This is a genomic window from Pseudomonas canadensis (assembly GCF_030980095.1).
Classification (GTDB): domain Bacteria; phylum Pseudomonadota; class Gammaproteobacteria; order Pseudomonadales; family Pseudomonadaceae; genus Aquipseudomonas; species Aquipseudomonas canadensis.
On record NZ_CP133298.1, the window covers coordinates 4,381,160 to 4,404,381 of the forward strand.

24 protein-coding genes are annotated in these 23,222 nt (G+C 60.1%); 19 read left to right on the forward strand and 5 right to left on the reverse strand.

All coding sequences use genetic code 11. The features are described 5' to 3' along the window. Positions 1–38 precede the first annotated feature (38 nt). Positions 39–641: a glutathione S-transferase family protein gene (locus tag RB216_RS20245; protein WP_028617263.1), complete on the reverse strand. Its 603-nt coding sequence runs from the start codon at positions 639–641 to the stop codon at positions 39–41. A 10-nt stretch (positions 642–651) separates the two neighbouring features. Continuing rightward, complete coding sequence (locus RB216_RS20250) at positions 652–1,818, reverse strand: aminotransferase-like domain-containing protein (RefSeq protein ID WP_028617264.1); 1,167 nt, start codon at positions 1,816–1,818, stop codon at positions 652–654. An 81-nt stretch (positions 1,819–1,899) separates the two neighbouring features. Between RB216_RS20250 and RB216_RS20255 the strand changes: the two genes are divergently transcribed. From RB216_RS20255 to RB216_RS20265, 3 genes are all read left to right on the forward strand, one after another. Next, the gene (locus RB216_RS20255; RefSeq protein WP_028617265.1) at positions 1,900–2,331 is read left to right on the forward strand and encodes a MarR family winged helix-turn-helix transcriptional regulator; all 432 of its coding nucleotides are present in this window, start codon (positions 1,900–1,902) and stop codon (positions 2,329–2,331) included. A 177-nt stretch (positions 2,332–2,508) separates the two neighbouring features. Continuing rightward, positions 2,509–3,855 (forward strand): NCS2 family permease, encoded by a 1,347-nt coding sequence (locus RB216_RS20260; protein ID WP_028617266.1) that lies wholly within the window; start codon positions 2,509–2,511, stop codon positions 3,853–3,855. An 11-nt stretch (positions 3,856–3,866) separates the two neighbouring features. After that, complete coding sequence (locus RB216_RS20265) at positions 3,867–4,493, forward strand: LysE family translocator (RefSeq protein WP_028617267.1); 627 nt, start codon at positions 3,867–3,869, stop codon at positions 4,491–4,493. Positions 4,494–4,851: 358 nt separating this feature from the next. Here RB216_RS20265 and uraH read toward each other — a convergent pair whose 3' ends face one another. Then, on the reverse strand, positions 4,852–5,205 hold the full coding sequence (gene uraH, locus RB216_RS20270) for a hydroxyisourate hydrolase (protein WP_028617268.1): 354 nt from the start codon (positions 5,203–5,205) through the stop codon (positions 4,852–4,854). Positions 5,206–5,550: 345 nt separating this feature from the next. Between uraH and puuE the strand changes: the two genes are divergently transcribed. The 8 genes from puuE to RB216_RS20310 all read left to right on the forward strand — a co-directional run bounded on the left by puuE (position 5,551) and on the right by RB216_RS20310 (position 12,792). Continuing rightward, positions 5,551–6,477, forward strand: coding sequence for an allantoinase PuuE (gene puuE / locus RB216_RS20275; protein WP_028617269.1), 927 nt, complete (start codon positions 5,551–5,553; stop codon positions 6,475–6,477). Next, positions 6,474–6,989, forward strand: coding sequence for a 2-oxo-4-hydroxy-4-carboxy-5-ureidoimidazoline decarboxylase (gene uraD, locus RB216_RS20280; protein ID WP_028617270.1), 516 nt, complete (start codon positions 6,474–6,476; stop codon positions 6,987–6,989). The genes puuE and uraD overlap by 4 nt, the downstream gene beginning before the upstream one ends. Positions 6,990–7,030: 41 nt before the next feature. Further along, positions 7,031–8,026, forward strand: coding sequence for an allantoicase (gene alc, locus RB216_RS20285; protein ID WP_028617271.1), 996 nt, complete (start codon positions 7,031–7,033; stop codon positions 8,024–8,026). Between the two features lie 121 nt (positions 8,027–8,147). Continuing rightward, on the forward strand, positions 8,148–8,651 hold the full coding sequence (locus RB216_RS20290) for an ureidoglycolate lyase (protein WP_028617272.1): 504 nt from the start codon (positions 8,148–8,150) through the stop codon (positions 8,649–8,651). 51 nt (positions 8,652–8,702) lie between these two features. After that, positions 8,703–10,004 (forward strand): urate hydroxylase PuuD, encoded by a 1,302-nt coding sequence (locus RB216_RS20295; RefSeq protein ID WP_028617273.1) that lies wholly within the window; start codon positions 8,703–8,705, stop codon positions 10,002–10,004. A gap of 205 nt (positions 10,005–10,209) precedes the next feature. Continuing rightward, positions 10,210–11,556, forward strand: coding sequence for a nucleobase:cation symporter-2 family protein (locus tag RB216_RS20300; RefSeq protein WP_068937429.1), 1,347 nt, complete (start codon positions 10,210–10,212; stop codon positions 11,554–11,556). 58 nt (positions 11,557–11,614) lie between these two features. Next, positions 11,615–11,983 carry a hypothetical protein gene (locus RB216_RS20305; RefSeq protein ID WP_126570984.1) on the forward strand — a complete coding sequence of 123 codons (369 nt, stop codon included), beginning with the start codon at positions 11,615–11,617 and terminating at the stop codon, positions 11,981–11,983. 23 nt (positions 11,984–12,006) lie between these two features. Further along, positions 12,007–12,792: an outer membrane protein OmpK gene (locus RB216_RS20310; protein ID WP_028617274.1), complete on the forward strand. Its 786-nt coding sequence runs from the start codon at positions 12,007–12,009 to the stop codon at positions 12,790–12,792. A gap of 91 nt (positions 12,793–12,883) precedes the next feature. Here the strand turns inward: RB216_RS20310 and RB216_RS20315 are convergent, their stop codons facing one another. Then, positions 12,884–14,017, reverse strand: a complete 1,134-nt coding sequence (locus RB216_RS20315; RefSeq protein WP_308907800.1) for a patatin-like phospholipase family protein — start codon at positions 14,015–14,017, stop codon at positions 12,884–12,886. Between the two features lie 30 nt (positions 14,018–14,047). Further along, positions 14,048–14,983, reverse strand: a complete 936-nt coding sequence (locus RB216_RS20320) for a lipid A biosynthesis lauroyl acyltransferase (protein WP_308907801.1) — start codon at positions 14,981–14,983, stop codon at positions 14,048–14,050. A gap of 119 nt (positions 14,984–15,102) precedes the next feature. Here RB216_RS20320 and minC point away from each other — a divergent pair, with 119 nt between their 5' ends. The 8 genes from minC to RB216_RS20360 all read left to right on the forward strand — a co-directional run bounded on the left by minC (position 15,103) and on the right by RB216_RS20360 (position 23,147). Continuing rightward, positions 15,103–15,840, forward strand: coding sequence for a septum site-determining protein MinC (gene minC / locus RB216_RS20325; RefSeq protein WP_028617277.1), 738 nt, complete (start codon positions 15,103–15,105; stop codon positions 15,838–15,840). Positions 15,841–16,006: 166 nt separating this feature from the next. After that, positions 16,007–16,819, forward strand: a complete 813-nt coding sequence (gene minD, locus RB216_RS20330) for a septum site-determining protein MinD (protein WP_003175251.1) — start codon at positions 16,007–16,009, stop codon at positions 16,817–16,819. Positions 16,820–16,822: 3 nt separating this feature from the next. Next, positions 16,823–17,077 carry a cell division topological specificity factor MinE gene (gene minE, locus RB216_RS20335; protein ID WP_003175252.1) on the forward strand — a complete coding sequence of 85 codons (255 nt, stop codon included), beginning with the start codon at positions 16,823–16,825 and terminating at the stop codon, positions 17,075–17,077. Between the two features lie 97 nt (positions 17,078–17,174). Beyond that, positions 17,175–17,810 (forward strand): RluA family pseudouridine synthase, encoded by a 636-nt coding sequence (locus RB216_RS20340; RefSeq protein ID WP_308907802.1) that lies wholly within the window; start codon positions 17,175–17,177, stop codon positions 17,808–17,810. A gap of 197 nt (positions 17,811–18,007) precedes the next feature. Next, positions 18,008–19,297: a M18 family aminopeptidase gene (locus RB216_RS20345; RefSeq protein ID WP_028617280.1), complete on the forward strand. Its 1,290-nt coding sequence runs from the start codon at positions 18,008–18,010 to the stop codon at positions 19,295–19,297. A gap of 100 nt (positions 19,298–19,397) precedes the next feature. Next, a complete protein-coding gene (locus RB216_RS20350) occupies positions 19,398–19,574 on the forward strand; it encodes a hypothetical protein (RefSeq protein WP_010208820.1) in 177 nt (58 codons plus the stop codon). 52 nt (positions 19,575–19,626) lie between these two features. Further along, positions 19,627–21,792, forward strand: a complete 2,166-nt coding sequence (locus RB216_RS20355) for a mechanosensitive ion channel family protein (protein ID WP_308907803.1) — start codon at positions 19,627–19,629, stop codon at positions 21,790–21,792. A 17-nt stretch (positions 21,793–21,809) separates the two neighbouring features. Then, a complete protein-coding gene (locus RB216_RS20360; protein WP_308907804.1) occupies positions 21,810–23,147 on the forward strand; it encodes an amidohydrolase in 1,338 nt (445 codons plus the stop codon). Positions 23,148–23,222 lie beyond the last annotated feature (75 nt).

The window sequence follows — 23,222 nt, forward strand, 5'->3', positions numbered from 1 at the left end:
CTATCGCCGGCAAGCCGGGCTCCTACAGATTAGGGTACTCAGTCCAACATGGCGACGTGCTTGGGATGGCTGGCCACTCGCGCCAGCCAGGCTTGAACACCCGGATAAGCATCCAACTCAAAACCACCCTCATTCGCCACATGGGTGTAGGCATACAAGGCCACATCGGCGATGGAGAACTGATCGCCCACCAGATACGGCGTGAGTTGCAATTGGCGCTCCATCACTTTGAGCGCTTTGTAACCGCCCTTGTGCAGCTTCTTGTATTCCTCCAGGCGATCCTCAGGCAACCCCAGGTAAAACTGGATAAACCGCGCCACCGCAATGTACGGCTCGTGGCTGTACTGCTCGAAGAACTGCCACTGCAGCACTTGCGTGCGCAGGCGCGGTTCGGAAGGTAGGAATTCACTGCCATCGGCCAGGAAGTTGAGAATCGCGTTGGACTCCCACAGGCAGGTGCCGTCTTCCAGTTCCAGCACGGGGATCTTGCCGTTGGGGTTCTTCGCCAGGAATTCGGCGGTCTGGGTGTCACCCTTGAGGATGTCCACATCCACCCATTGGTACGGGATGCCCAACAGGCTGAGCATCAATTTGATCTTGTAGCAGTTGCCCGACTTGTAATCGCCATAAACCTTGTACATGGGGCTCCCCTTATGCCGCTTGCGCGTGCTGTGCTTGACGGACAACCGCGGCCAGGCGCTTGAGACCTTCGTCGAGGCGGGCCGGGTCGATATGGCTGAAATTGAGCCGCAGAGAACCATGATGTTGGTCCGGCTCGGAAAAGAACGGTTCACCGGGCATGAACGCTACATTCTGTTCCAGCGCTTGCGCCAACAAGGTGCGGGTGTCGAGTGGCTGTTTCAAGGTCAGCCAGAAGAATAATCCACCTTGGGGCACTTGCCAGTCGGCCAGATCGGCGAAGTGACACTTTAGCGCAGCCTGGAATGCATCGCGGCGCTGGCGGTAAAAACTACGCAGTTCCACCAGATGCCGTTGGTATTTTTCGCTGCCGATCCACTGCATCGCCTGCCATTGGCCAACACGATTGGTGTGCAGATCGGCCGATTGCTTGAGCTTGAGCAAGTGCGGGAACAGGTCCGGGCTGGCGATCAGGTAGCCGACGCGCAAACCCGGCAACAGGGTCTTGGACACGGTGCCGGTGTAGATCCAACTGGCTTTTTTCAGGCGCCCGACGATGGGTTTGGCGCTGCCGCCGTCGAAGGTCAGTTCGCGGTAGGGCTCGTCTTCAATCAGAGTGACGCCGAATTCATCGAGCAGCGCAGCGACGGCTTCGCGCTTGGCTTCGCTGTAGCGTACGGCGGAGGGATTCTGGAAGGTCGGGATCAGGTAGATGAACGCCGGGCGATGGCGTTCGAGGTTGGCGCGCAACGCGGCCAGGTTAGGGCCATCGGCTTCCAGTTGCACGGTAAGACAATCGGCACCGAACAGTTGGAATATCTGCAAGGCGGCGAGGTAAGTCGGGCCTTCCAACAGAATCTGCGTGCCTTTGTCGATGTACAGCTTGGCCGCCAGGTCCAGGGTTTGCTGGGAACCGCTGACCACCAGCACCTGGCTGGCCTGGCACGGCACGCCGAGTGCACGCGCTTCGGCGGCAAGCAATTCGCGCAACTGTGGCTCGCCTTCGCTCATGCCGTATTGGCCAATGTTGAGGGGCATGTCGTCCCAGTTCAGCGCAGGCAGCATGGCTTCGGCCGGCAGGCCACCGGCGAACGACATCACTTCCGGGCGCTGGGCTGCCGCGAGGATTTCACGGATCAAGGAGCTTTTGAGGCGCGTAACACGTTCAGAGAAGGCCATAAGGTCACCGGTAGCGAAGCCTGTGGGAAATACGTCAAACTAGTTGACCGAAATTACGACGACTCACACGGATACGTCAATATGCTTGACCTTAAAAACCCCACCGCTCAGCAAACAGCCATGGAAGCGTTCTTCTTCGGCTACCAGGCGTTTACCGCCAAAGCCGACGAAATGCTGGAGCGCCGTGGCCTGAGCCGGGTGCACCAGCGCATTGTGTTTTTTATCGCACGCTACCCGGCCTTGAGCGTGAAGGAACTGCTGGAGTTGCTCGGTGTGAGCAAGCAGGCGCTGAACATGCCGCTGCGCCAATTGCAGGAAATGCACCTGGTGAACAGCGTTGCATCCGAGACCGACAAACGTAAACGCCTGCTGGAATTGACCGACGAAGGCCTGCGTTTCGAGCAATCTCTGCGCCGTGAACAGGTGAAACTGTTGCAACGCGCGTTCAGTGAAGCGGGCGAAGAGGCAGTGACAGGATGGCTGGCCGTCAATCAGGCATTGAGCGCGAACTAGCCCTTCACACCGCTATTCGAAAACATTATTTGCTTTATTTGTATACAAAAGCATAATTCGCCTCGTGCGAGTTCCTGACCTATTGGTCAACAAAACCCGCCAGTACCTCAAAGCGCTGTTGCCCACACCCGTGACCGGCGCTGGAAATAACAATAAAACTCTTGAGGAGTACTCGCTGTGGATAGCCGCAAATCCGAAGCCCCGACGCTTGACCTTGCCCCCTCACAGAACGGCTGGCTGGAACGCCTGTTCAAACTGCGCTTGCATGGCACCACAGTGAAGACCGAGCTGATCGCCGGCCTTACCACCTTCATCACCATGGCGTACATCATCTTCGTCAACCCCAACATCATGGCCGACGCAGGCATTGACCACGGCGCGGCATTTGTTGCCACCTGTATTGCCGCCGCGCTGGGCTGCCTACTGATGGGCTTGTATGCCAACTGGCCGGTGGGCCTGGCGCCGGGCATGGGCTTGAACGCGTTTTTCACCTACACCGTGGTCGGCACCATGGGGTACACCTGGGAAACCGCGCTGGGGGCGGTGTTTATCTCCGGCGTGCTGTTCATGGGCCTGACGCTCTCGCGAGTGCGTGAATGGTTGCTCAACAGCATCCCCGTCAGCCTGCGTCATGCCATGGGCGCGGGCGTGGGCCTGTTCCTAGGGGTGATCGGCCTGAAAACCGCCGGCATCATCGTCGACAGCCCGGCCACGCTGATCAAGCTCGGTTCACTGCATGAACCCGCACCACTGCTCGCGGCCGTGTGCTTTCTGCTGATCGCCATCCTCAGCTACCACCGTGTGTTCGGCGCGATCCTGATCAGCATCATCGCCGTGACGCTCGCTGGCTGGGGCCTGGGCTTGGTGCATTACAACGGCATGATCTCCACCCCGCCGAGCCTGGCGCCGACCTGGATGGCCATGGACATTAAAGGTGTATTCAATGTCAGCATGATAAGCGTTGTATTTGCATTTCTTTTTGTACACATGTTTGATACCGCAGGTACACTCATGGGCGTCGCGCAACGGGCCGGGTTGGTCAATGCCGAGGGCAAGATCGATAACCTCTCCCGTGCATTAAAGGCCGACAGTGCCTCCAGTGTGTTTGGTGCGATGGTCGGTGTGCCACCGGTCACCAGCTATGTGGAAAGTGCTGCTGGCGTGGCCGCTGGCGGTCGCACCGGGCTCACCGCCGTGACCGTAGGCGTGCTGTTTGTGGCGGCGATGTTTTTTGCACCGCTGGCCGGCATGATCCCGGCATATGCCACCGCCGGTGCGCTGATTTACGTTGCGATGCTGATGATGGCGAGCATGGCCCATATCAATTGGGATGAAGCCACCGACAGCATTCCCGCGATCGTCACGGCAATCATGATGCCGCTGACGTTTTCGGTTGCTGACGGTATTGCCCTGGGCTTTATCACGTACGTGGCGCTCAAGGCCGGCACTGGCAAGTACCGTGAGATTTCCGTCAGCCTATGGGTGCTGTGCGCGATCTTTATCGCCAAATTCATATTTCTATAAAGGAGTAACGGATGAACCTGGAAACCTGGCTACTGTTCAGCGGCGCGGCATTGGTGGTGATCCTGATCCCGGGGCCCCTGTCATTGCTGATGATCAGCAACAGTCTCAACTTCGGCCTGCGCCGTTCGTATCCAGCGTTTCTCGGTGGGGTGTTTGCCTCGATCTGCCTGTTGAGCGCCTCGGCCCTGGGCCTGGGCGCTCTGCTACTGGCCTCCGAGCAGGTGTTCAGCGCCTTGAAAATTGTCGGCGCGCTCTACCTGTTTTACCTCGCCTGGCAGAGCTGGCAGCAATCGCGCCAACCAGCGCAAGGTGCCGTAGTGCCCCAGGCCATCGCTACCCCACGCTTTCGCACGCTATTTGGCCGAGCGTTTGTACTGGGCGCGAGCAACCCCAAGGACATCCTGTTTTTCGCCGCCTTCTTGCCCCAGTTTCTCAATGGCACGCAGCCCTTTCTCCCGCAATTGCTGATCATGATCGCCACCTGGACCGTACTCGACCTGCTGTGCAAGTTGACCTACGGCCTGGGCGCCCATGGCGCTGCGCGGTACTTGCGCAGCGGCAAAGGCCAGAACTGGTTCAACCGCGCCAGCGCCGCCTTGTTCGGCGGGGCTGGCGCGGCGTCGCTGCTCAGTCGCTGAAGCAGGCACTCAGATACCTTCAAGCTTGACGAAAAACACCGTGAACGTCCGCGATTGGCATCGTGCTGGATACCCGCCAGCACGTTGACCAGGCGCCCCTGCGCGAGGGCTGCCCTGACTTGCGCCATGACACTGCGCTGGCCCACCCATTGGCCACGACTGCCCGCCTGGAACCAGGCATCCGACCGCTGCATGCCGTGCTCATGAATGCCTCCTTGGCATTGCAAACCAGAGGCTAGGTGAACGACGCACGGCGGGAGAGGTAGACAGTTAACCAGAGATCAAGACGAAAAAAAGCCCGCAGTGTGGGCGGGCGAAAAACCAACGAAGAGCTTTGGGGGTGTGAAGCGAGGTGACGCTAGCTACCGCGATAGGTGGAGTAGCTGTAGGGCGAAATCAGTAGCGGGACATGGTAGTGATCCTGTTCGGCGCTGATGCCGAAGCGCAGGACCACCACATCCAGGAAGGCCGGTTCGGGCAGTTGCACACCACGGGCGCGATAGTAGTCACCGGCGCTGAATTGCAGCTGGTACACACCACTGCGGTAATCATCGCCCTGCAACAAGGGCGCGTCGCAACGGCCGTCGCTGTTGGTGACGGCGGTGGCGACCAGTTCCAGCTGCGCGCCTTCGACGCGGTACAGCTCAACCTTGATTGCGCTGCCGGGGCAGCCGTGTGCAGCATCCAAAACGTGTGTGGTCAAACGTCCCATGGCGTCTACGCGCCTCCCATAGTCAGTAGAAGAGTGGTCCGCACTTTTTCAGGGCAGCGAAAAAGCCGGCGATGGCTGATTAAGACACTTTTTAAAAAAATTGTACACAATAAAAATCACAAACCTATGGATCTACCTGCCTGCGTTGCTCAACGGCACAATCGATGAGTAATCCTTGCTTTTAAACGACCTTTTGTCCATTAGCTGACCAACCAGGCAAGTTTCTTGCTACACCATTCATCTAGAGCCCTGCAGAAAAAATGCAGAAATGTAGGCTTACAAAGTGCGCGATAAGTTGTATACAATCACTCATCGCTAACACGACGAACAAGAAGGAAGACTGCAGTGAGCGCTGACTACCCACGCGACCTGATCGGTTACGGCAGTAACCCTCCTCACCCCCACTGGCCGGGCAAGGCGCGCATTGCGCTGTCTTTCGTACTCAACTACGAAGAAGGTGGCGAGCGCAATATCCTGCACGGTGACAAAGAGTCCGAAGCCTTCCTCTCGGAAATGGTCTCGGCCCAGCCGCTGCAAGGCGCACGCAATATGAGCATGGAGTCGCTGTACGAATACGGCAGCCGTGCCGGCGTGTGGCGCATCCTCAAGTTATTCAAAGAATTCGATATCCCGCTGACCATCTTCGCCGTGGCGATGGCCGCTCAGCGCCATCCGGATGTGATCCGCGCGATGGTCGAGGCCGGCCATGAGATCTGCAGCCACGGCTACCGCTGGATCGACTACCAGTACATGGACGAGGCCCAGGAGCGTGAGCACATGCTCGAAGCCATCCGCATCCTCACCGAGCTGACCGGCGAGCGCCCACTGGGCTGGTACACCGGCCGCACCGGCCCCAACACCCGGCGGCTGGTGATGGAGGAAGGCGGCTTTCTCTATGACTGCGACACCTACGACGACGACCTGCCCTACTGGGAACCCAACAACCCCACCGGCAAGCCGCACCTGGTAATCCCTTACACCCTGGACACCAACGACATGCGCTTCACCCAGGTGCAGGGTTTCAACAAGGGCGATGACTTCTTCGAATACCTCAAGGACGCGTTCGACGTGCTCTACGCCGAAGGCGCCGAGGCACCGAAGATGCTTTCCATTGGCCTGCACTGCCGCCTGATCGGCCGCCCGGCGCGCCTGGCGTCGTTGAAGCGGTTCATTGAATACGTCAAAGGTCACGAACAGGTGTGGTTCACTCGTCGTGTGGACATTGCCCGTCACTGGCACGAAACCCACCCGTACACGGGAGCCGCGAAATGACTGCGTTTCACACCTTGAAACCGTCGACCCTGAGCCGCGATGCATTCGTCGCAGCCTTCGCCGATATCTACGAACATTCGCCATGGGTAGCCGAAAAGGCCTACGACCTGGGCCAGGACGCTTCGGTCGACCAGATCGAAACCCTGCACCAGCGCATGAGCGACATCCTGTTGAGCGCCGATCATGCCAGCCAGTTGGCGCTGATCAACGCTCACCCAGACCTGGCCGGCAAAGCTGCCGTCCAGGGCCAACTCACCCAAGCCAGCACTGATGAACAGGCTGGCGCGGGGATTCACCAATGCACGGCCGAAGAGTTTTCTCGCTTCACCGAGCTGAACGATGCCTACAAGGCCAAGTTCAAGTTTCCCTTCATCATGGCGGTAAAAGGCAGCAACCGGCATCAGATCCTGGCCGCGTTCGAAACGCGCATTCACAACTCGGTCGAGGCCGAGTTCAAATGTGCACTGGCCGAGATCAACAAGATCGCGTTGTTCCGATTACTGACCCTCTAAACGACCATCCCCAGCCACTCTCTCTAAGGCAGACAAGAAGAATGAAAGCTTACGCCGTACCTTTCGAAAAGTTCGTCAACCTGGCCGACGCCCGCCTGGGCACCAAGATCATCTCCGTCACCGATGACTGGTTCGCCGACGCCAACCGCCTGTTCCAGCCGACCCCGGCCGTATGGAAGGAGGGCGTTTTCGATGACAACGGCAAGTGGATGGACGGCTGGGAGTCGCGCCGCAAGCGCTTCGAAGGCTACGACAGCGCTGTGATCCGCCTGGGCGTACCGGGCAGCATCAAAGGCGTGGACATCGACACTTCATTCTTCACCGGCAACTTCCCGCCGTCGGCCTCCCTGGAAGCCTGCTTCCTGGCTTCGGGCGAGCCGGATGACAAGACCCAGTGGGTGGAAGTGCTGTCGGCCGTCGAGCTGCAAGGCAACAGTCACCACTACCACGAGATCAACAACGACCAGGCGTTCAGCCACCTGCGTTTCAACATCTACCCGGATGGCGGCGTGGCCCGTCTGCGTGTGTACGGCGTGCCGTTCCGCGACTGGTCCTCGGTGGGCGACAACGAACAGGTCGACCTGGCTGCCGCTCTTAACGGCGGTCGTGCCCTGGCCTGCTCCGATGAACACTTCGGCCGCATGAGCAACATCCTCAACCCAGGCCGTGGTATCAACATGGGCGACGGCTGGGAAACCGCACGTCGTCGCACGCCAGGCAATGACTGGGTGATTGTGGCGCTGGGCCATCCGGGCGAGATCGAGAAAATCATCGTCGACACCCTGCACTTCAAAGGCAACTACCCGGACACCTGCTCGATCCAGGGCGCCTTCGTGAAGGGCGGCACCGACAGCCAGATCGAAACCCAATCGCTGTTCTGGCGCGAACTGCTGCCGGCGCAGAAGCTGGAAATGCACGCTGAACACACGTTTGCCGAGCAGATCAAGGCGCTAGGCCCGATTACTCACATCCGCCTGAATGTGTTCCCGGATGGTGGTGTGAGCCGCCTGCGGGTCCTCGGTAAAGTAGCCAAGTAAGCACTGACCCCGAACCTGTAGGAGCCCGGCTTGCCGGCGATGGCGTCCTCAAGATTGCAATCGCCGGCAAGCCGGACTCCTACACAGAAATCACAGCATTCAAGAGATTAAGAAGACAGCCATGCGCACACTGATGATCGAACCCCTGACCAAAGAAGCCTTCGCCCCTTTCGGAGACGTTATCGAAACCGATGGCAGCGATCACTTCATGATCAACAACGGGTCGACCATGCGCTTCCACAAACTGGCAACGGTGGAAACCGCCAAGCCAGAGGACAACGCCATCATCAGCATCTTCCGCGCCGATGCGCAGGACATGCCGCTGACCGTGTGCATGCTGGAACGACACCCGCTGGGCAGCCAGGCTTTCATTCCGCTGCTCGGCAACCCCTTTCTGATCGTGGTCGCGCCACTTGGCGATGAACCTGTATCGGGCTTGGTCCGCGCCTTCGTCACCAACGGCAGGCAGGGCATTAATTACCATCGCGGCGTCTGGCACCACCCGGTGCTGACGATCGAAAAGCGGGATGACTTCCTGGTGGTTGATCGCAGTGGCACAGGCAATAACTGCGATGAGCATTTTTTCAAAGAGGATGAGCGGTTGATCCTCGCCCCCCACCAATAAGAGAAGGTCTGATCACCCGACAACAAGGGTGACAGGCGAGAGGTAAAGACTGTGGAAGCACATTTGATGGAATGGCTGAACCTGAGCGTGCGCTGGGTTCACATGATCACGGGCGTCGCGTGGATCGGCGCTTCTTTCTACTTCGTCTGGCTGGAAAACAACCTCAATCGCGTCAACCCCAAGAGCGGCCTGGCCGGTGACTTGTGGGCGATCCACGGTGGCGGTATCTACCACCTGGAAAAATACAAACTGGCCCCGCCGACCATGCCGGACAACCTGCATTGGTTTAAATGGGAAGCCTATTTCACCTGGATGTCCGGTATTGCGCTGCTGTGCGTGGTGTTCTACTGGAACCCGACCTTGTACCTGCTGGCCCCGGGCAGCAGCCTCAGTGGTCCGGAAGGCGTATTGCTGGGCATTGGTTCACTGTTCGCTGGCTGGTTCATCTACTCCTTCCTGTGCGACTCGGCCCTGGGCAAGCGCCCTGCCTTGCTCGGTTTCATCCTGTTCGTGCTGTTGATTGCCGCCGCGTACGGCTTCAGCAAAGTGTTCAGTGGCCGTGGCGCCTACCTGCACGTGGGTGCGGTGATCGGCACCATCATGGTCGGTAACGTGTTCCGCATCATCATGCCGGCGCAACGCGCGTTGGTGGCGGCAATCGCGGAGAACCGCACGCCAGACCCGGCACTGCCGGCCAAAGGCTTGTTGCGTTCACGTCACAACAACTACTTCACCTTGCCGGTGCTGTTCATCATGATCAGCAACCACTTCCCGAGCACCTACGGCAGCCAATACAACTGGCTGATCCTGGCGGGTATCGCGGTAGCAGCGGTGTTGGTACGGCACTACTTCAACACCCGTCACAACAGCCAGAAATATGCGTGGACCTTGCCGGTAGGCGCGTTGGCGATGATCAGCCTGGCGTACGTCACCGGACCAAAACCGGTGTCGACCGCACCGGAAGTGGCCAAGGCACCCGCCGCCATCGAGTACCAGCCATTGCCGGAAACGGCGTTGGGTGGTGGCTTGAAACCCGCTGCGCCGGCCGCACCCGCCGCTCCGGCGGCTGAACCGGCACCGGCCCAGGCCACCACGGATTTCGGCCAGGTCCACAGCGTGATCGAGCAGCGTTGCACCGTGTGCCATTCGGCCAAGCCCACCAGCCCGCTGTTCAGCACCGCACCGGCTGGGGTGATGTTTGACACAGCGGCACAGATCCAGCAGCAGGCCGCGCGTATTCAAGCGCAGGCCGTGGCGAGTCAGATTATGCCGTTGGGCAACATCACCCAGATGACCCAGCAGGAACGGGACCTGATTGGCACCTGGATCAATCAGGGGGCCCGTACCAACTAGCTAACGATGTCCTGTAGTGAGCGGGCTTGCCCCGCGCTGGGTGGCGAAGCCGCCCTAAAACCAGCCCCCTGGATTCTGTCTGGAAGTACACGGTGGCCGGATTGGGGCGGCTTCGCCACACAGCGCGGGGCAAGCCCGCTCACTACAGAGCTCTCCGCTACACAATTGTTGAAACAACAAAAATAAAAAAGATCCGAGGTGTTGCATGACCGAGTTAGCCGAACCGCAGATTCCTGCCGCGCCCGCCATGGTGCGGCTGCCCCTCTTGCAACTGATTCTGGTAGGCCTGCAACACGTCTTACTGATGTATGGCGGCGCCGTCGCCGTGCCCCTGATCATTGGCCAGGCCGCCGGTTTGAGCCGTGAAGAAATCGCTTTTCTGATTAACGCCGACCTGCTGGTCGCCGGTATCGCCACCATGGTGCAGTCTTTTGGCATCGGTCCGGTGGGCATTCGCATGCCGGTGATGATGGGCGCCAGTTTTGCCGCCGTCGGCAGTATGGTCGCGATGGCCGGCATGCCCGGCATCGGCTTGCAGGGTATCTTCGGCGCGACCATCGCCGCCGGGTTCTTCGGCATGCTCATCGCGCCATTCATGTCCAAGGTCGTGCGCTTTTTCCCGCCGCTGGTGACCGGCACAGTGATCACCGCGATTGGCCTGTCGCTGTTTCCTGTGGCCGTGAACTGGGCCGGTGGCGGCAGTTCCGCCGCCACATTTGGCTCGCCGATCTACCTCGCGATTGCCGCACTGGTACTGGCCACCATCCTGCTGATCAACCGCTTCATGCGCGGTTTCTGGGTGAATATCTCGGTGCTGATCGGCATGGGCCTGGGCTACGCCTTGTGCGGTGCGCTCGGCATGGTCGACCTCAGCGGCCTGGCGATGGCACCGTGGGTGCAGGTGGTGACGCCGTTGCACTTCGGCATGCCCAAGTTCGAGTTGGCGCCGATCCTGTCGATGTGCCTGGTGGTGGTGATCATCTTTGTCGAATCCACCGGGATGTTTCTCGCGCTGGGCAAGATCACCGGCCAGGATGTCACGCCGAAGATGCTGCGCCGTGGCCTGCTGTGTGATGCCGGCGCGTCATTCTTTGCCGGCTTCTTCAACACCTTCACCCACTCTTCCTTCGCGCAGAACATCGGCCTGGTGCAGATGACCGGCGTGCGTTGCCGTTCGGTGACGATCATGGCCGGGGTCTTCCTGATTGTCCTGAGCCTGTTGCCCAAGGCCGCCTACCTCGTGGCATCGATTCCACCGGCGGTGCTGGGCGGCGCGGCCATCGCCATGTTCGGCATGGTGGCGGCGACCGGCATCAAGATCCTGCAGGAAGCCGACATCGCCGACCGTCGCAACCAGTTGCTGGTGGCGGTGAGTATCGGCATGGGCCTGATCCCCGTGGTGCGCCCGGAGTTCTTCGCGCAGTTACCGCTGTGGATGAGCCCGATTACCCACAGTGGCATCGCCATGGCCACGCTCAGCGCGTTGTCGCTGAATATCCTGTTCAACATTCTCGGTGGCGCTGAACGCCCTGAAGTCGCTCATACGCATTGATTCCCCCTGTTACTAAAAAGCAAAGAATAAAAACAATAACGAAACAGGGAACACAAGCATGCACACCCTTCACCTGGGGCCGGCCACAAGCCGTGCCCCATTCTCGCCCCACGCGCGCTTTAACAGCGCACTTGAGCCACGGCCTGGGAGCCAGTATTCTCCGCGCCCGCTCGAATCGACTCAAAAAAAAACAGCGAATGTAAAAGCTGACTGCAAGGCCAACTTATCCCGGCCTTATGTCTGCGGCCAAAGTGCGCAAAAGTCCTCTGAATTCGACTGCATCCCATGCAGCCGACGGGGATTTTTTGGCTTTTTAAACACCTTGGCGCAGCTCTTGCTAAAAGCACTAAAGCTGACCGAACAGACGATTTTTGCAGCGAACCAAAAGGCGCCACACCAGAGCGCCTGCGTAGAAGAAAAACCATAAAACTTTAACTCGGGAGCAACCGAATGAAACCTATGTTCAAAGGCCTGATGCTGGCGGGATCCCTGCTGGCCGGTGGCCAAGCCGTGGCCGGTGACCTGTTGCAGTGGCAAAACAACAGCCTGACTTACCTGTGGGGCAAGAGCTTTACCGTCAACCCGCAAATCCAGCAAACCGTCACGTTCGAACATGCGGATGCCTGGAAGTACGGCGACAACTTTATCTTCGTCGACCGCATCTTTTACAACGGTAAGGAGGACGGCAACGTCGGCCCCAGTACTTACTACGGTGAAATAAGCCCGCGCCTGTCGTTCGGCAAGATCTTTGATAAAGACCTGTCGTTCGGCCCGATCAAAGATGTACTGCTGGCATTCACTTACGAGTTTGGCGAAGGCGATAACGAGTCGTACCTGCTCGGCCCGGGCTTCGACCTGAACATCCCCGGCTTCGACTACTTCCAGTTGAACTTCTACCAACGCCAGACCGAAGGCAATCGTCCGGGTGACGGCGTCTGGCAGATTACTCCGGTCTGGTCCTACACCATCCCCGTGGGCAACTCTGACGTGTTGATCGACGGCTTCATGGACTGGGTGACGGACAACGACAAGAACGCCCGTGGCACTTACCACGCCAACCTGCACTTCAACCCACAGGTCAAATATGACTTGGGTAAAGCGCTGCATTGGGGCGACAAGCAGTTGTATGTCGGTTTTGAATACGATTACTGGAAGAACAAGTACGGGATCGAAGATTCGGGTGCGTTCAAGACTAACCAGGACACCGCAAGCTTCCTGGTCAAGTATCACTTCTGACCCCGGCTGATTTCCATTCCCCTACCCGTGTAGGAGCCCGGCTTGCCGGCGATAGCGGTCCTGAGGACGCCATCGCCGGCAAGCCGGGCTCCTACAGGTTCGGTGTCAGGCCGAGGAACCGCATTAGCTCCTCGCGCTTGGCCAACGCATCTCGCCGCCCCAGCTCGATCAACTCGCTGCAATACCCCGCCTCGAACAGCAAGTAACTCAATACCCCCGCCCCGCTCGTCTTGGTCGCCCCCGGCCCACGCAGAAACAAGCGTAATGCCGCCGGCAATTCCTGACGGTGCCGTGCCGCGATTTCGTCGATTGGCTGACTCGGTGCAATCACCAGCACTTCCACCGCCGCCACGCCAGGCGCGGCGTGGCTGTACTGATTCAAGCGCTCCAGCAACTCGATATCGCTTTCCAGGCTGTCAATGAACGTGCTGTTGAGCATATGCCCGCCAATCTGCGCCAGAGTAGGCTCCTGGCCGGTGTAGGTACGCTGCGCCGCCGGTTCATTGCCGCGTGGGTTGCCGCTGACGCCGACCACCAGCACGCGACTGGCACCCAGGTGCAACGCCGGACTGATCGGCGCCGATTGCCGCACGGCGCCATCACCGAAATACTCCTGGTCAAGTTTGACCGGGGCGAACAACAAGGGAATCGCGGAGCTGGCCAGCAGGTGTTCAACCGTCAGTTGGGTCGGCACGCCGATACGACGGTGGCGCAACCAGGCATCGATAGTGCCGCCGCCCTGATAGAAGGTCACTGCGTGGCCGGACTCGTAGCCGAAGGCGGTCACCGCCACCGCATGCAGATGTTTGGTGCGAATCGCTTCATCGATGCCAGGCAAGTGCAGCTTGTCCCTGAGCAGCGCTTTCAGCGGCGTGCTGTTGAGCAGCGCCACCGGCACCTGCGCGCCAAGACCGAGGAGGCTGTGGATAAAGAAGCGACTCGCCTGGCGAATCACCCCCGGCCAATCACTGCGCAGCACCAGATGACTGCGAAAGCCCTGCCAGAACGCGGTAAGACGTTGGATCGCGGCCCTGAAGTCCGTAGCGCCACTGGCCAGGCTCACCGCGTTGATCGCGCCGGCCGATGTGCCGACAATCACTGGAAACGGGTTAGGCGCCCCCGGCGGCAACAGCTCGGCAATCGCCGCCAGTACCCCCACCTGATACGCCGCTCGCGCCCCGCCGCCGGAAAGAATCAAGCCTGTAACCGGTTCAGCTGGGCGCATTGCGTCACTCCATGTGGGGAAATGTCTGTCTTATCGGCGGCGTTTTTCGTACAGCTTAGGCTCACCCGGTGGCCGGCTCTTGAAGCGGCGATGGGTCCATAAGTATTGCTCAGGGCATTCACGCACCGAGGCTTCGACCCACTGGTTGATGCGCACGCAGTCGACTTCATCGCTTTCGCCAGGGAAGTCAGTCAACGGCGGGTGGATCACCAGACGATAACCGCTGCCGTCAGCCAGGCGTTGCTGGGTGAACGGCACCACCAGCGCCTTGCCCAGCTTGGCAAACTTGCTGGTGGCAGGCACGGTGGCGGCCTGGATGCCGAACAGCGGCACGAAAATGCTTTGCTTGGCGCCGTAGTCCTGGTCCGGTGCATACCAGATGGCACGCCCGGCGCGCAGCAGCTTGAGCATGCCGCGCACGTCTTCGCGCTCCACGGCCAGGGAGTCGAGGTTGTGGCGTTCGCGGCCACGGCGCTGGATGTAGTCGAACAACGGGTTGCCGTGCTCGCGGTACATGCCATCAATGGTGTGCTTCTGCCCCAGCAGCGCGGCACCGATTTCCAGGGTGGTGAAGTGCAGGGCCATGAGGATCACGCCCTTGCCGTCCAGTTGGGCCTGCTTGAGGTGTTCCAGGCCTTCGACATGGGCCAGCCGCGCCAGGCGCTGGCGCGACCACCACCAGCTCATGGCCATTTCAAAGAAGGCGATGCCGGTGGAGGCAAAGTTTTCCTTGAGCAAGTGTTTGCGCTCTTGGGCGGATTTTTCCGGGAAGCACAGTTCCAGGTTGCGTGCGGCGATGCGGCGACGCTCGCCGGCCACGCGGTACATGCCGGCGCCCAGCAGCCGACCAATGGTCAGCAGCGCGCGGTAGGGCAGTTGGGTGACCAGCCACAGCAGGCCGAGCCCCAGCCATAACAGCCAGAAACGCGGGTGAAAAAATACAGCTCGAAAACGCGGGCGATCCATTACAGATTCCGGTAAAGACAAGGGCCGCGCATTCTACAACGGTTCGACTCGGCTTGCGGCGAGTGAGTGTTCTCGTTATAAGTCTCGACACTTTTCGTGACAAGCCGCTTTTGCCGACCATGAGCCAAACCGAACCGCTAGACCAAGATCCCGTGTTCCAGCTGAAAGGCAGCATGCTCGCCATCACCGTGCTGGAACTCGCCCGTAACGACCTCGACGCCCTGGACCGCCAGCTCGCCGCCAAAGTCGCCCTGGCACCCAACTTTTTCAACAATGCCCCGCTGGTGCTGGCCTTGGACAAACTGCCCGCGGGCCAAGGCGTCATCGACCTGCCCGGCCTGATGCGTGTTTGCCGCTCCCACGGGCTGCGTACCCTGGCGATTCGCGCCAGTCGTATCGAAGACATTGCTGCAGCGATCGCCATTGAACTGCCAGTACTGCCACCGTCCGGCGCGCGCGAACGTCCGCTTGAACCACTGGTCGGTGAAGAGAAGAAAAAACCGGAGAAGCCACCGGAGCCTGCGATCAAGCCTACAAAGATCATCACCTCGCCCGTAAGGGGCGGCCAGCAGATTTACGCCCAGGGCGGCGACCTGGTGGTGATCTCTTCGGTCAGCCCAGGGGCGGAACTTCTCGCCGATGGCAACATCCATGTATACGGCCCGATGCGCGGACGTGCCCTCGCCGGCATCAAGGGTGATACCAAGGCCCGTATTTTTTGCCAGCAGTTGACCGCTGAGCTAGTGTCCATCGCAGGCCAGTACAAGGTTTCAGAAGATTTGCGCCGTGATCCGCTGTGGGGGGCTTCGGTGCAGGTCAACCTGTCGGGCGATGTGTTGAACATCATCCGTCTTTAACGGATACTGCCGCATTTTCCAAGCATCTCTAGACTCTGATAGCACAGCGAAACCGGCATTACTTATGTAGGAATTATTTTTTCCTACGAGGCTGTCCGCCTGCAGCGAGTTCCAAGAGATGTTTTTCAGGGACCGAAATGTCCTTCTTCCTTAGGGGTGAAACACCTTGGCCAAGATTCTCGTGGTTACATCCGGCAAGGGTGGTGTGGGTAAGACCACCACCAGCGCCGCTATCGGTACCGGTCTCGCGCTGCGCGGCCACAAGACAGTTATCGTCGACTTCGACGTCGGCTTGCGTAACCTCGACCTGATCATGGGCTGCGAACGCCGCGTGGTGTATGACTTCGTCAACGTGGTCAACGGTGAAGCCAACCTGCAACAGGCCCTGATCAAGGACAAGCGCCTTGAGAACCTGTACGTGCTGGCCGCCAGCCAGACCCGTGACAAAGACGCGCTGACCAAAGAAGGCGTAGGCAAAGTCCTGGCCGAGCTGAAGGAAACCTTCGAATACGTGGTCTGCGATTCGCCGGCCGGTATCGAAACCGGTGCTCACCTGGCCATGTACTTCGCCGATGAAGCCATCGTCGTGACCAACCCGGAAGTCTCCTCCGTACGTGACTCGGACCGCATGCTGGGCCTGCTGGCCAGCAAATCCAAGCGCGCCGAAGAAGGCCAGGACCCGATCAAGGAGCACTTGCTGCTCACCCGCTACAACCCGGAGCGCGTCAGCAACGGCGAAATGCTTGGCGTTGAAGACGTGAAGGAAATCCTCGCCGTGACCCTGCTGGGCGTGATTCCAGAATCCCAGGCCGTCCTGAAGGCTTCCAACCAGGGTGTGCCGGTGATTCTTGACGACCAGAGCGACGCCGGCCAGGCGTACAGCGATGCCGTCGATCGCCTGCTGGGCAAGACCGTGGAACACCGCTTCCTCGATGTCAAGAAGAAGGGATTCTTCGAGCGTATCTTTGGAGGCAACTAAACAATGAAATTTCTCGACTTCTTTCGCGCCAACAAAAAGCCAAGTACCGCGTCGGTAGCGAAAGAGCGTCTACAGATCATCGTGGCGCACGAACGCGGCCAACGCAGTACACCGGACTACCTGCCAGCCTTGCAGAAGGAACTGGTCGAGGTGATCCGCAAGTACGTCAATATCGGCAACGATGACGTGCATGTCGCTCTGGAAAATGACGGCAGCTGCTCGATTCTGGAACTCAATATCACCCTGCCTGATCGTTGATCGAACAGGCGGCCGCCACGGCGGCTCGTTCACCCTGATCCCTTTTTTGGGGGCCGGGTGGGCGAGCCGCCGTTGGCGTTTGTTACGAGGCTGTTTAATGCCGCTGTCCAACATTCATATCCTGCATCAGGACGACGCCGTCCTGGTGGTGAACAAGCCCACCCTGCTGCTTTCGGTGCCTGGCCGCGCCGACGACAACAAGGACTGCCTGATCACCCGCCTGCAGGAAAACGGCTACCCGGAAGCCCGTATCGTCCATCGCCTGGACTGGGAAACCTCAGGCATCATCCTGCTGGCCCGTGACGCCGACACCCACCGCGAACTGTCCCGCCAGTTTCACGACCGTGAAACCGAAAAGGCCTACACCGCCCTGGCCTGGGGCCAACCGGAACTGGACAGCGGCAGCATCGACCTGCCCCTGCGCTACGACCCGCCGACCAAGCCGCGCCACGTGGTGGACCACGAGTTCGGCAAGCATGCGCTGACCTTCTGGAAAGTGCTGGAACGCTGTGGCGACTGGTGCCGCGTAGAGCTGACGCCGATCACCGGGCGTTCGCACCAACTGCGTGTGCACATGCTCTCCATCGGCCACCCGTTGCTGGGTGATGGCCTGTATGCCCATGAGCAAGCTCTGGCCGCCTGGCCGCGCCTGTGCCTGCACGCGAGCATGCTGAGCTTCACCCAGCCGCAAAGTGGCGAGCGTTTGCGCTTCGAGTGCCCTGCCCCGTTTTAAAGCTGCGAACGCAGTACAGTGGGGGAGCTGGCTTGCCTGCGATAGCGGTCTATCTGTGCCAAATGCATTGACTGACACACCGCTATCGCAGGCAAGCCAGCTCCCACAGTAGTTTTGTGTGTTGCTCAAGAAGGTAGCTTCACGCCAAATCGCGAGCCAATACGGTAAACTCCGCGCACTGCTGTCTGGAGCTATTTATGCGCGAAGCTTTGAATCAAGGCCTGATCGACTTCCTCAAGGTCTCCCCTACTCCTTTTCATGCCACTGCCGCCCTGGCCCAGCGCCTAGAAGCGGCCGGTTACCAGCGTCTCGACGAGCGCGAGACCTGGACCACCGAGGCTAACGGTCGCTACTACGTGACCCGCAACGATTCCTCGATCATTGCCTTCAAGCTCGGCCGCCATTCGCCGTTGCAGGGCGGTATCCGCCTGGTCGGTGCCCACACCGACAGCCCGTGCCTGCGGGTCAAGCCCCAGCCTGAGCTGCAACGCCAGGGCTTCTGGCAACTGGGCGTGGAAGTCTACGGCGGCGCGCTGCTGGCGCCGTGGTTCGACCGCGACCTATCCCTGGCTGGCCGCGTAACCTTCCGCCGCGACGGCAAGGTCGAAAGCCAGTTGATCGACTTCAAGCTGCCCATCGCCATCATCCCCAACCTGGCCATTCACCTGAACCGTGAAGCCAACCAGGGGTGGGCGATCAATGCCCAGACCGAACTGCCGCCGATCCTCGCGCAGTTTGCGGGTGACGAGCGCGTGGACTTCCGCGCCGTGCTCACCGAGCAGCTTGCACGGGAACATGGCTTGAACGCCGATGTGGTGCTCGACTACGAGCTGAGCTTCTACGACACGCAAAGCGCTGCGGTTATCGGCCTGAACGGCGACTTCATCGCCGGCGCACGCCTGGATAATCTGCTGTCGTGCTATGCGGGCCTGCAAGCCTTGCTCACCAGCGACAGCGAAGAAACCTGCGTACTGGTGTGCAACGACCACGAAGAAGTCGGCTCCTGCTCGGCGTGCGGTGCCGATGGCCCGATGCTGGAACAGACCCTGCGTCGCCTGTTGCCGGAAGGGGATGAGTTCGTACGCACCATTCAGAAATCCCTGTTGGTGTCTGCGGACAACGCCCACGGCGTGCACCCCAACTACGCCGAGAAGCATGACGCCAACCACGGCCCCAAGCTCAACGCCGGCCCGGTGATCAAGGTCAACAGCAACCAGCGCTACGCCACCAACAGCGAAACCGCCGGGTTCTTCCGCCACCTGTGCATGGCCCAGGAAGTACCGGTGCAGAGCTTCGTGGTGCGCAGCGACATGGGTTGTGGCTCTACCATCGGCCCGATCACCGCCAGCCATCTGGGCGTGCGCACCGTGGACATCGGCCTGCCGACGTTTGCCATGCACTCCATTCGTGAACTGTGCGGTAGTCATGATTTGGCGCATCTGGTGAAGGTGCTGGGCGCGTTCTACGCGAGCCGCGACTTACCCTGATGTGGCATGGGGTTGATGTGTTTCTGATACACATCAACCCCACTTCCTGCAATCCGACCTAGACTTGTCAGTATTTCCACTCCGACAAGGCCGTCGCACCATGATCTCCATGTCCTCCTTCCACGCCATGCTTATCCCGATCCTGATCGGCATGATCATGCTCGCCGTGGGCTTCAACTTCCGTGACAAGCCCCTCGGCGTGTTTGGCATGTGGATTGGCATGCTGCTGATCCTGGGCACCGTGGTGTACAAGATCCTCGCAAAACTGGCTGAATGACGATTGCACTCGTACACTCGGTCAACTCGTCGTTTCCAAGGTTGACCGCCTCGTGCTTTCCCGTCTGTTTGCCCTGCCCTGCTACTGCCTGATCGCCCTGCTGACGCTGCTGCCGCTGACGTCTGCCCATGCCGTGGGCTTGCCGGGCCTGCTCGGCAACACCAACAAGACCCAGCCCCAGGCCGAAGTGCCGCTGGGGCAGTCGTTGGACGAGGTGATCAAGACCTTGGAAAACGACCAGCAACGTACCCAGTTGCTGAGTGACCTGAAAAAGCTGCGCGAAGCCACGAAAAAAGCTCAACCGGCCGCGGAAGAAGGCGTGCTGGGGTTGATCGGCGGCACCCTGGCCAACCTGGAAGCGCAGTTCTCTGGGGCCGACAGCCCGCTGGGGCGCTGGTCCAATGAAATCGACCTGGCCAAAGAAGAACTCAGTGCGCTGATGCTGCCAGCCAACGAATGGCTGCCGATCATTTTCGGTTTTGCCCTGATCCTTGCCGTGTGGAGCCTACTCGCCGCCGCGCTGATCTGGCTCAGTCACCGCGTGCGCGAACGCTTCGGCCTGCCCGAAGAACTGCCGCAACACCCGCGTACCTGGGACATGGTGCGTTTTGCCCTGCGTAAACTCGGCCCATGGCTGATCGCGCTGGTGATCACCGTGTACCTGAGCTACGCCCTGCCCTCGTCCCTGGGCAAATCCCTGGCGATGGTGTTGGCCTACGCACTGGTGGTCGGCACCTGTTTCTCGGCGATCTGCGTGATTGCGTTTTCGCTACTCGACGGCCCGCATCGCCATCGAGCGCTGTATATCCTGCGTCACCAAGCTTTCCGCCCACTGTGGTGGATCGGCAGTTTTGCCGCCTTCGGTGAAGCCTTGAGCGACCCACGACTGGTCGCAGCACTTGGGCAACACTTGTCCCATACCGCCGCGACCATCGCCAATGTGATGGCGGCGCTGTCTACTGGCGTGTTCATCCTGCGTTTCCGCCGGCCTATCGCCCACCTGATTCGCAACCAGCCGCTGTCACGCCGCCTCACACGCCGCGCCCTCAGCGACACCATCGAAATCATCGGTTCCTTCTGGTATATCCCGGCGTTGCTGCTGGTAGGTATTTCGCTATTCGCCACCTTTGTCTCTGCTGGCGATACCAGCACGGCATTGCGTCAGTCACTGTTGTGTACGGTGCTGCTGGTGTTGTGCATGGTGATCAACGGCCTGGTACGGCGTCACGCCCTCAAGCCGCAACGCGGGCACAAGCGCCATGCGCTGTACTCCGAACGCCTGAAGAGCTTCGTCTACACCCTGGCCCACCTTATCGTATGGCTGGTGTTTATCGAGCTGGGCCTGCGGGTGTGGGGCCTGTCGCTGATCCGCTTTACCGAAGGCGACGGCCATGAAGTCAGCGTCAAGCTGTTCGGGCTGGCCGGGACCCTGCTGTTTGCCTGGTTGATCTGGATCCTCAGCGACACCGCGATTCATCACGCCCTCACCCGCTCGCGCAAAGGCCTGGCCAATGCCCGCGCGCAGACCATGATGCCGCTGATCCGCAACGTGCTGTTCGTGACCATCTTTATCATCGCCGCCATCGTCGCCCTGGCGAACATGGGCATGAACGTCACGCCGCTGTTGGCGGGTGCTGGTGTGATCGGCCTGGCCATCGGTTTCGGCGCGCAGTCCTTGGTGGCGGACTTGATCACCGGCCTGTTCATCATCATCGAAGACTCCCTGGCCATCGATGACTACGTGGATGTCGGTGGTCACCTCGGCACCGTCGAAGGCCTGACCATCCGCACCGTGCGCCTGCGTGACATCGACGGCATCGTGCACACCATCCCGTTCAGTGAGATCAAGAGCATCAAGAATTACTCGCGGGAGTTCGGCTACGCGATCTTCCGCGTGGCCATCCCGTACAACATGGAGATTGACGACGCCATCAAGCTGATGCGCGATGTCGGCCAGAAAATGCGCAACGATCCGCTGCAGCGCCGCAATATCTGGTCACCGCTGGAGATTCAAGGCGTGGAGAGCTTCGAGTCGGGCAGCGCGATCCTGCGCGCGCGATTCAAGACCGCACCGATCAAGCAGTGGGAAGTGTCGCGGGCGTTCAACCTGTCCCTCAAGCGTCATCTGGACGAAGCCGGGCTGGACCTGGCTACGCCGCGCCTGAGTGTGCAGGTGGTAACCGCCGGCACTGTGCAGGAGAAAGATCAACAACAATAAACTCAGGAGAGGTCCCTATGCGTTTAACCGGTCTGACACACCCGTGGGTTTTCGGCGCGCTGTGCGCCGTTGCCAGCAGTGCCGTGATTGCCGCCAGCAGCGGCCAGGACAGCGCCCGTGAGGAAATTGCCACCCAGGCAAAAGCCCTTGAGCCGGCGCTGCTGGAAACCCGACGCGATATCCACGCCCACCCGGAATTGGGCAACACCGAAATCCGCACGGCCGAACTGGTTGCGAAACAACTGCGCGACCTGGGCCTTGAGGTAAAAACCGGCGTCGCCCGTACGGGCGTCGTTGCAGTACTGAAAGGCACCCTCCCCGGCCCCACCGTGGCCCTGCGCGCCGACATGGACGCGCTGCCGGTGAAGGAAGTTGCCGACCTGCCCTTCGCCTCCAAAGCCAAAGGTACCTACCTGGGCAAGGAAGTCGACGTGATGCACGCCTGCGGCCACGACGCCCACGTCGCCATCCTGCTGAGCACGGCGAAAATCCTGAGCGGTATGCGCGAACGCCTGCCGGGCACTGTGGTGTTCTACTTCCAACCGGCCGAAGAAGGCCCAAGCGACTTCATCCCCGACGGCAAAAATACCTGGGGCGCCAAAATGATGGTGCAGGAAGGTGTGATGAAGGCGCCCAAACCGGACGCGGTGTTCGGCCTGCATGTGTGGGCCGGCGTGCCCGCCGGGCAGATTGCCTACCGTCCTGGACCGACCCTGGCCAGCTCGGACGATTTGCGCATCAAGATCCTCGGCAAACAGACCCACGCCGGCCGCCCTTGGGACGGCATCGACCCGATCACCGTGGGCGCGCAGACCATTGTCGGCCTGCAGACCGTGGTCAGCCGTCGCACGGATATCTCGTCATTCCCGTCGGTGGTGAGCATCGGCACCATCAATGGCGGCACGCGTTACAACATCATTCCGGAGTCGGTGGATATGACTGGCACCATTCGCTCCTACGACTACGGTATCCGTCAGAAGCTGCACGCGGACGTGCGCCAGACCGTGGAAAAAATCGCCGAAAGCGGCGGCGCCAAGGCCGAAGTCACCATCATCGAGAAGTACGATCCCACCATCAATAACCCGGCGCTGACCGAGAAGATGTTGCCGAGCCTGCGTTGGGCGGCCAAGGATGATGTGGTGCAGGGCCCACTGGTGGGCGGTGCTGAGGACTTCTCGTTTTATGCCAAGGAGGCACCGGGGCTGTTTGTGTTCCTGGGGGTGACGCCCAGGGATCAGGACATGAGCAAGGCGGCGCCGAACCACAATCCGGGGTTCTTTGTGGATGAGTCGGCGTTGGTGGTGGGGGTGAGGACGTTGGCGTCGTTGGCGACGGATTATCTATACACCAACTAATCGCCGAGATGGTTTCCTGTGGTGGGCAGGGTTGACCTGTAGTGAGCGGGCTTGCCCCGCGCTGGGCTGCGCAGC

Coding starts and splice junctions, on each gene's coding strand:
- RB216_RS20245 (WP_028617263.1), bottom strand. CDS start 641: ATGTACAAGGTTTATGGCGATTACAAGTCGGGCAACTGCTACAAGATC.
- RB216_RS20250 (WP_028617264.1), bottom strand. CDS start 1,818: ATGGCCTTCTCTGAACGTGTTACGCGCCTCAAAAGCTCCTTGATCCGT.
- RB216_RS20255 (WP_028617265.1), top strand. CDS start 1,900: ATGCTTGACCTTAAAAACCCCACCGCTCAGCAAACAGCCATGGAAGCG.
- RB216_RS20265 (WP_028617267.1), top strand. CDS start 3,867: ATGAACCTGGAAACCTGGCTACTGTTCAGCGGCGCGGCATTGGTGGTG.
- uraH (WP_028617268.1), bottom strand. CDS start 5,205: ATGGGACGTTTGACCACACACGTTTTGGATGCTGCACACGGCTGCCCC.
- uraD (WP_028617270.1), top strand. CDS start 6,474: ATGACTGCGTTTCACACCTTGAAACCGTCGACCCTGAGCCGCGATGCA.
- alc (WP_028617271.1), top strand. CDS start 7,031: ATGAAAGCTTACGCCGTACCTTTCGAAAAGTTCGTCAACCTGGCCGAC.
- RB216_RS20290 (WP_028617272.1), top strand. CDS start 8,148: ATGCGCACACTGATGATCGAACCCCTGACCAAAGAAGCCTTCGCCCCT.
- RB216_RS20300 (WP_068937429.1), top strand. CDS start 10,210: ATGACCGAGTTAGCCGAACCGCAGATTCCTGCCGCGCCCGCCATGGTG.
- RB216_RS20305 (WP_126570984.1), top strand. CDS start 11,615: ATGCACACCCTTCACCTGGGGCCGGCCACAAGCCGTGCCCCATTCTCG.
- RB216_RS20310 (WP_028617274.1), top strand. CDS start 12,007: ATGAAACCTATGTTCAAAGGCCTGATGCTGGCGGGATCCCTGCTGGCC.
- RB216_RS20315 (WP_308907800.1), bottom strand. CDS start 14,017: ATGCGCCCAGCTGAACCGGTTACAGGCTTGATTCTTTCCGGCGGCGGG.
- RB216_RS20320 (WP_308907801.1), bottom strand. CDS start 14,983: ATGGATCGCCCGCGTTTTCGAGCTGTATTTTTTCACCCGCGTTTCTGG.
- minC (WP_028617277.1), top strand. CDS start 15,103: ATGAGCCAAACCGAACCGCTAGACCAAGATCCCGTGTTCCAGCTGAAA.
- minE (WP_003175252.1), top strand. CDS start 16,823: ATGAAATTTCTCGACTTCTTTCGCGCCAACAAAAAGCCAAGTACCGCG.
- RB216_RS20340 (WP_308907802.1), top strand. CDS start 17,175: ATGCCGCTGTCCAACATTCATATCCTGCATCAGGACGACGCCGTCCTG.
- RB216_RS20345 (WP_028617280.1), top strand. CDS start 18,008: ATGCGCGAAGCTTTGAATCAAGGCCTGATCGACTTCCTCAAGGTCTCC.
- RB216_RS20350 (WP_010208820.1), top strand. CDS start 19,398: ATGATCTCCATGTCCTCCTTCCACGCCATGCTTATCCCGATCCTGATC.
- RB216_RS20360 (WP_308907804.1), top strand. CDS start 21,810: ATGCGTTTAACCGGTCTGACACACCCGTGGGTTTTCGGCGCGCTGTGC.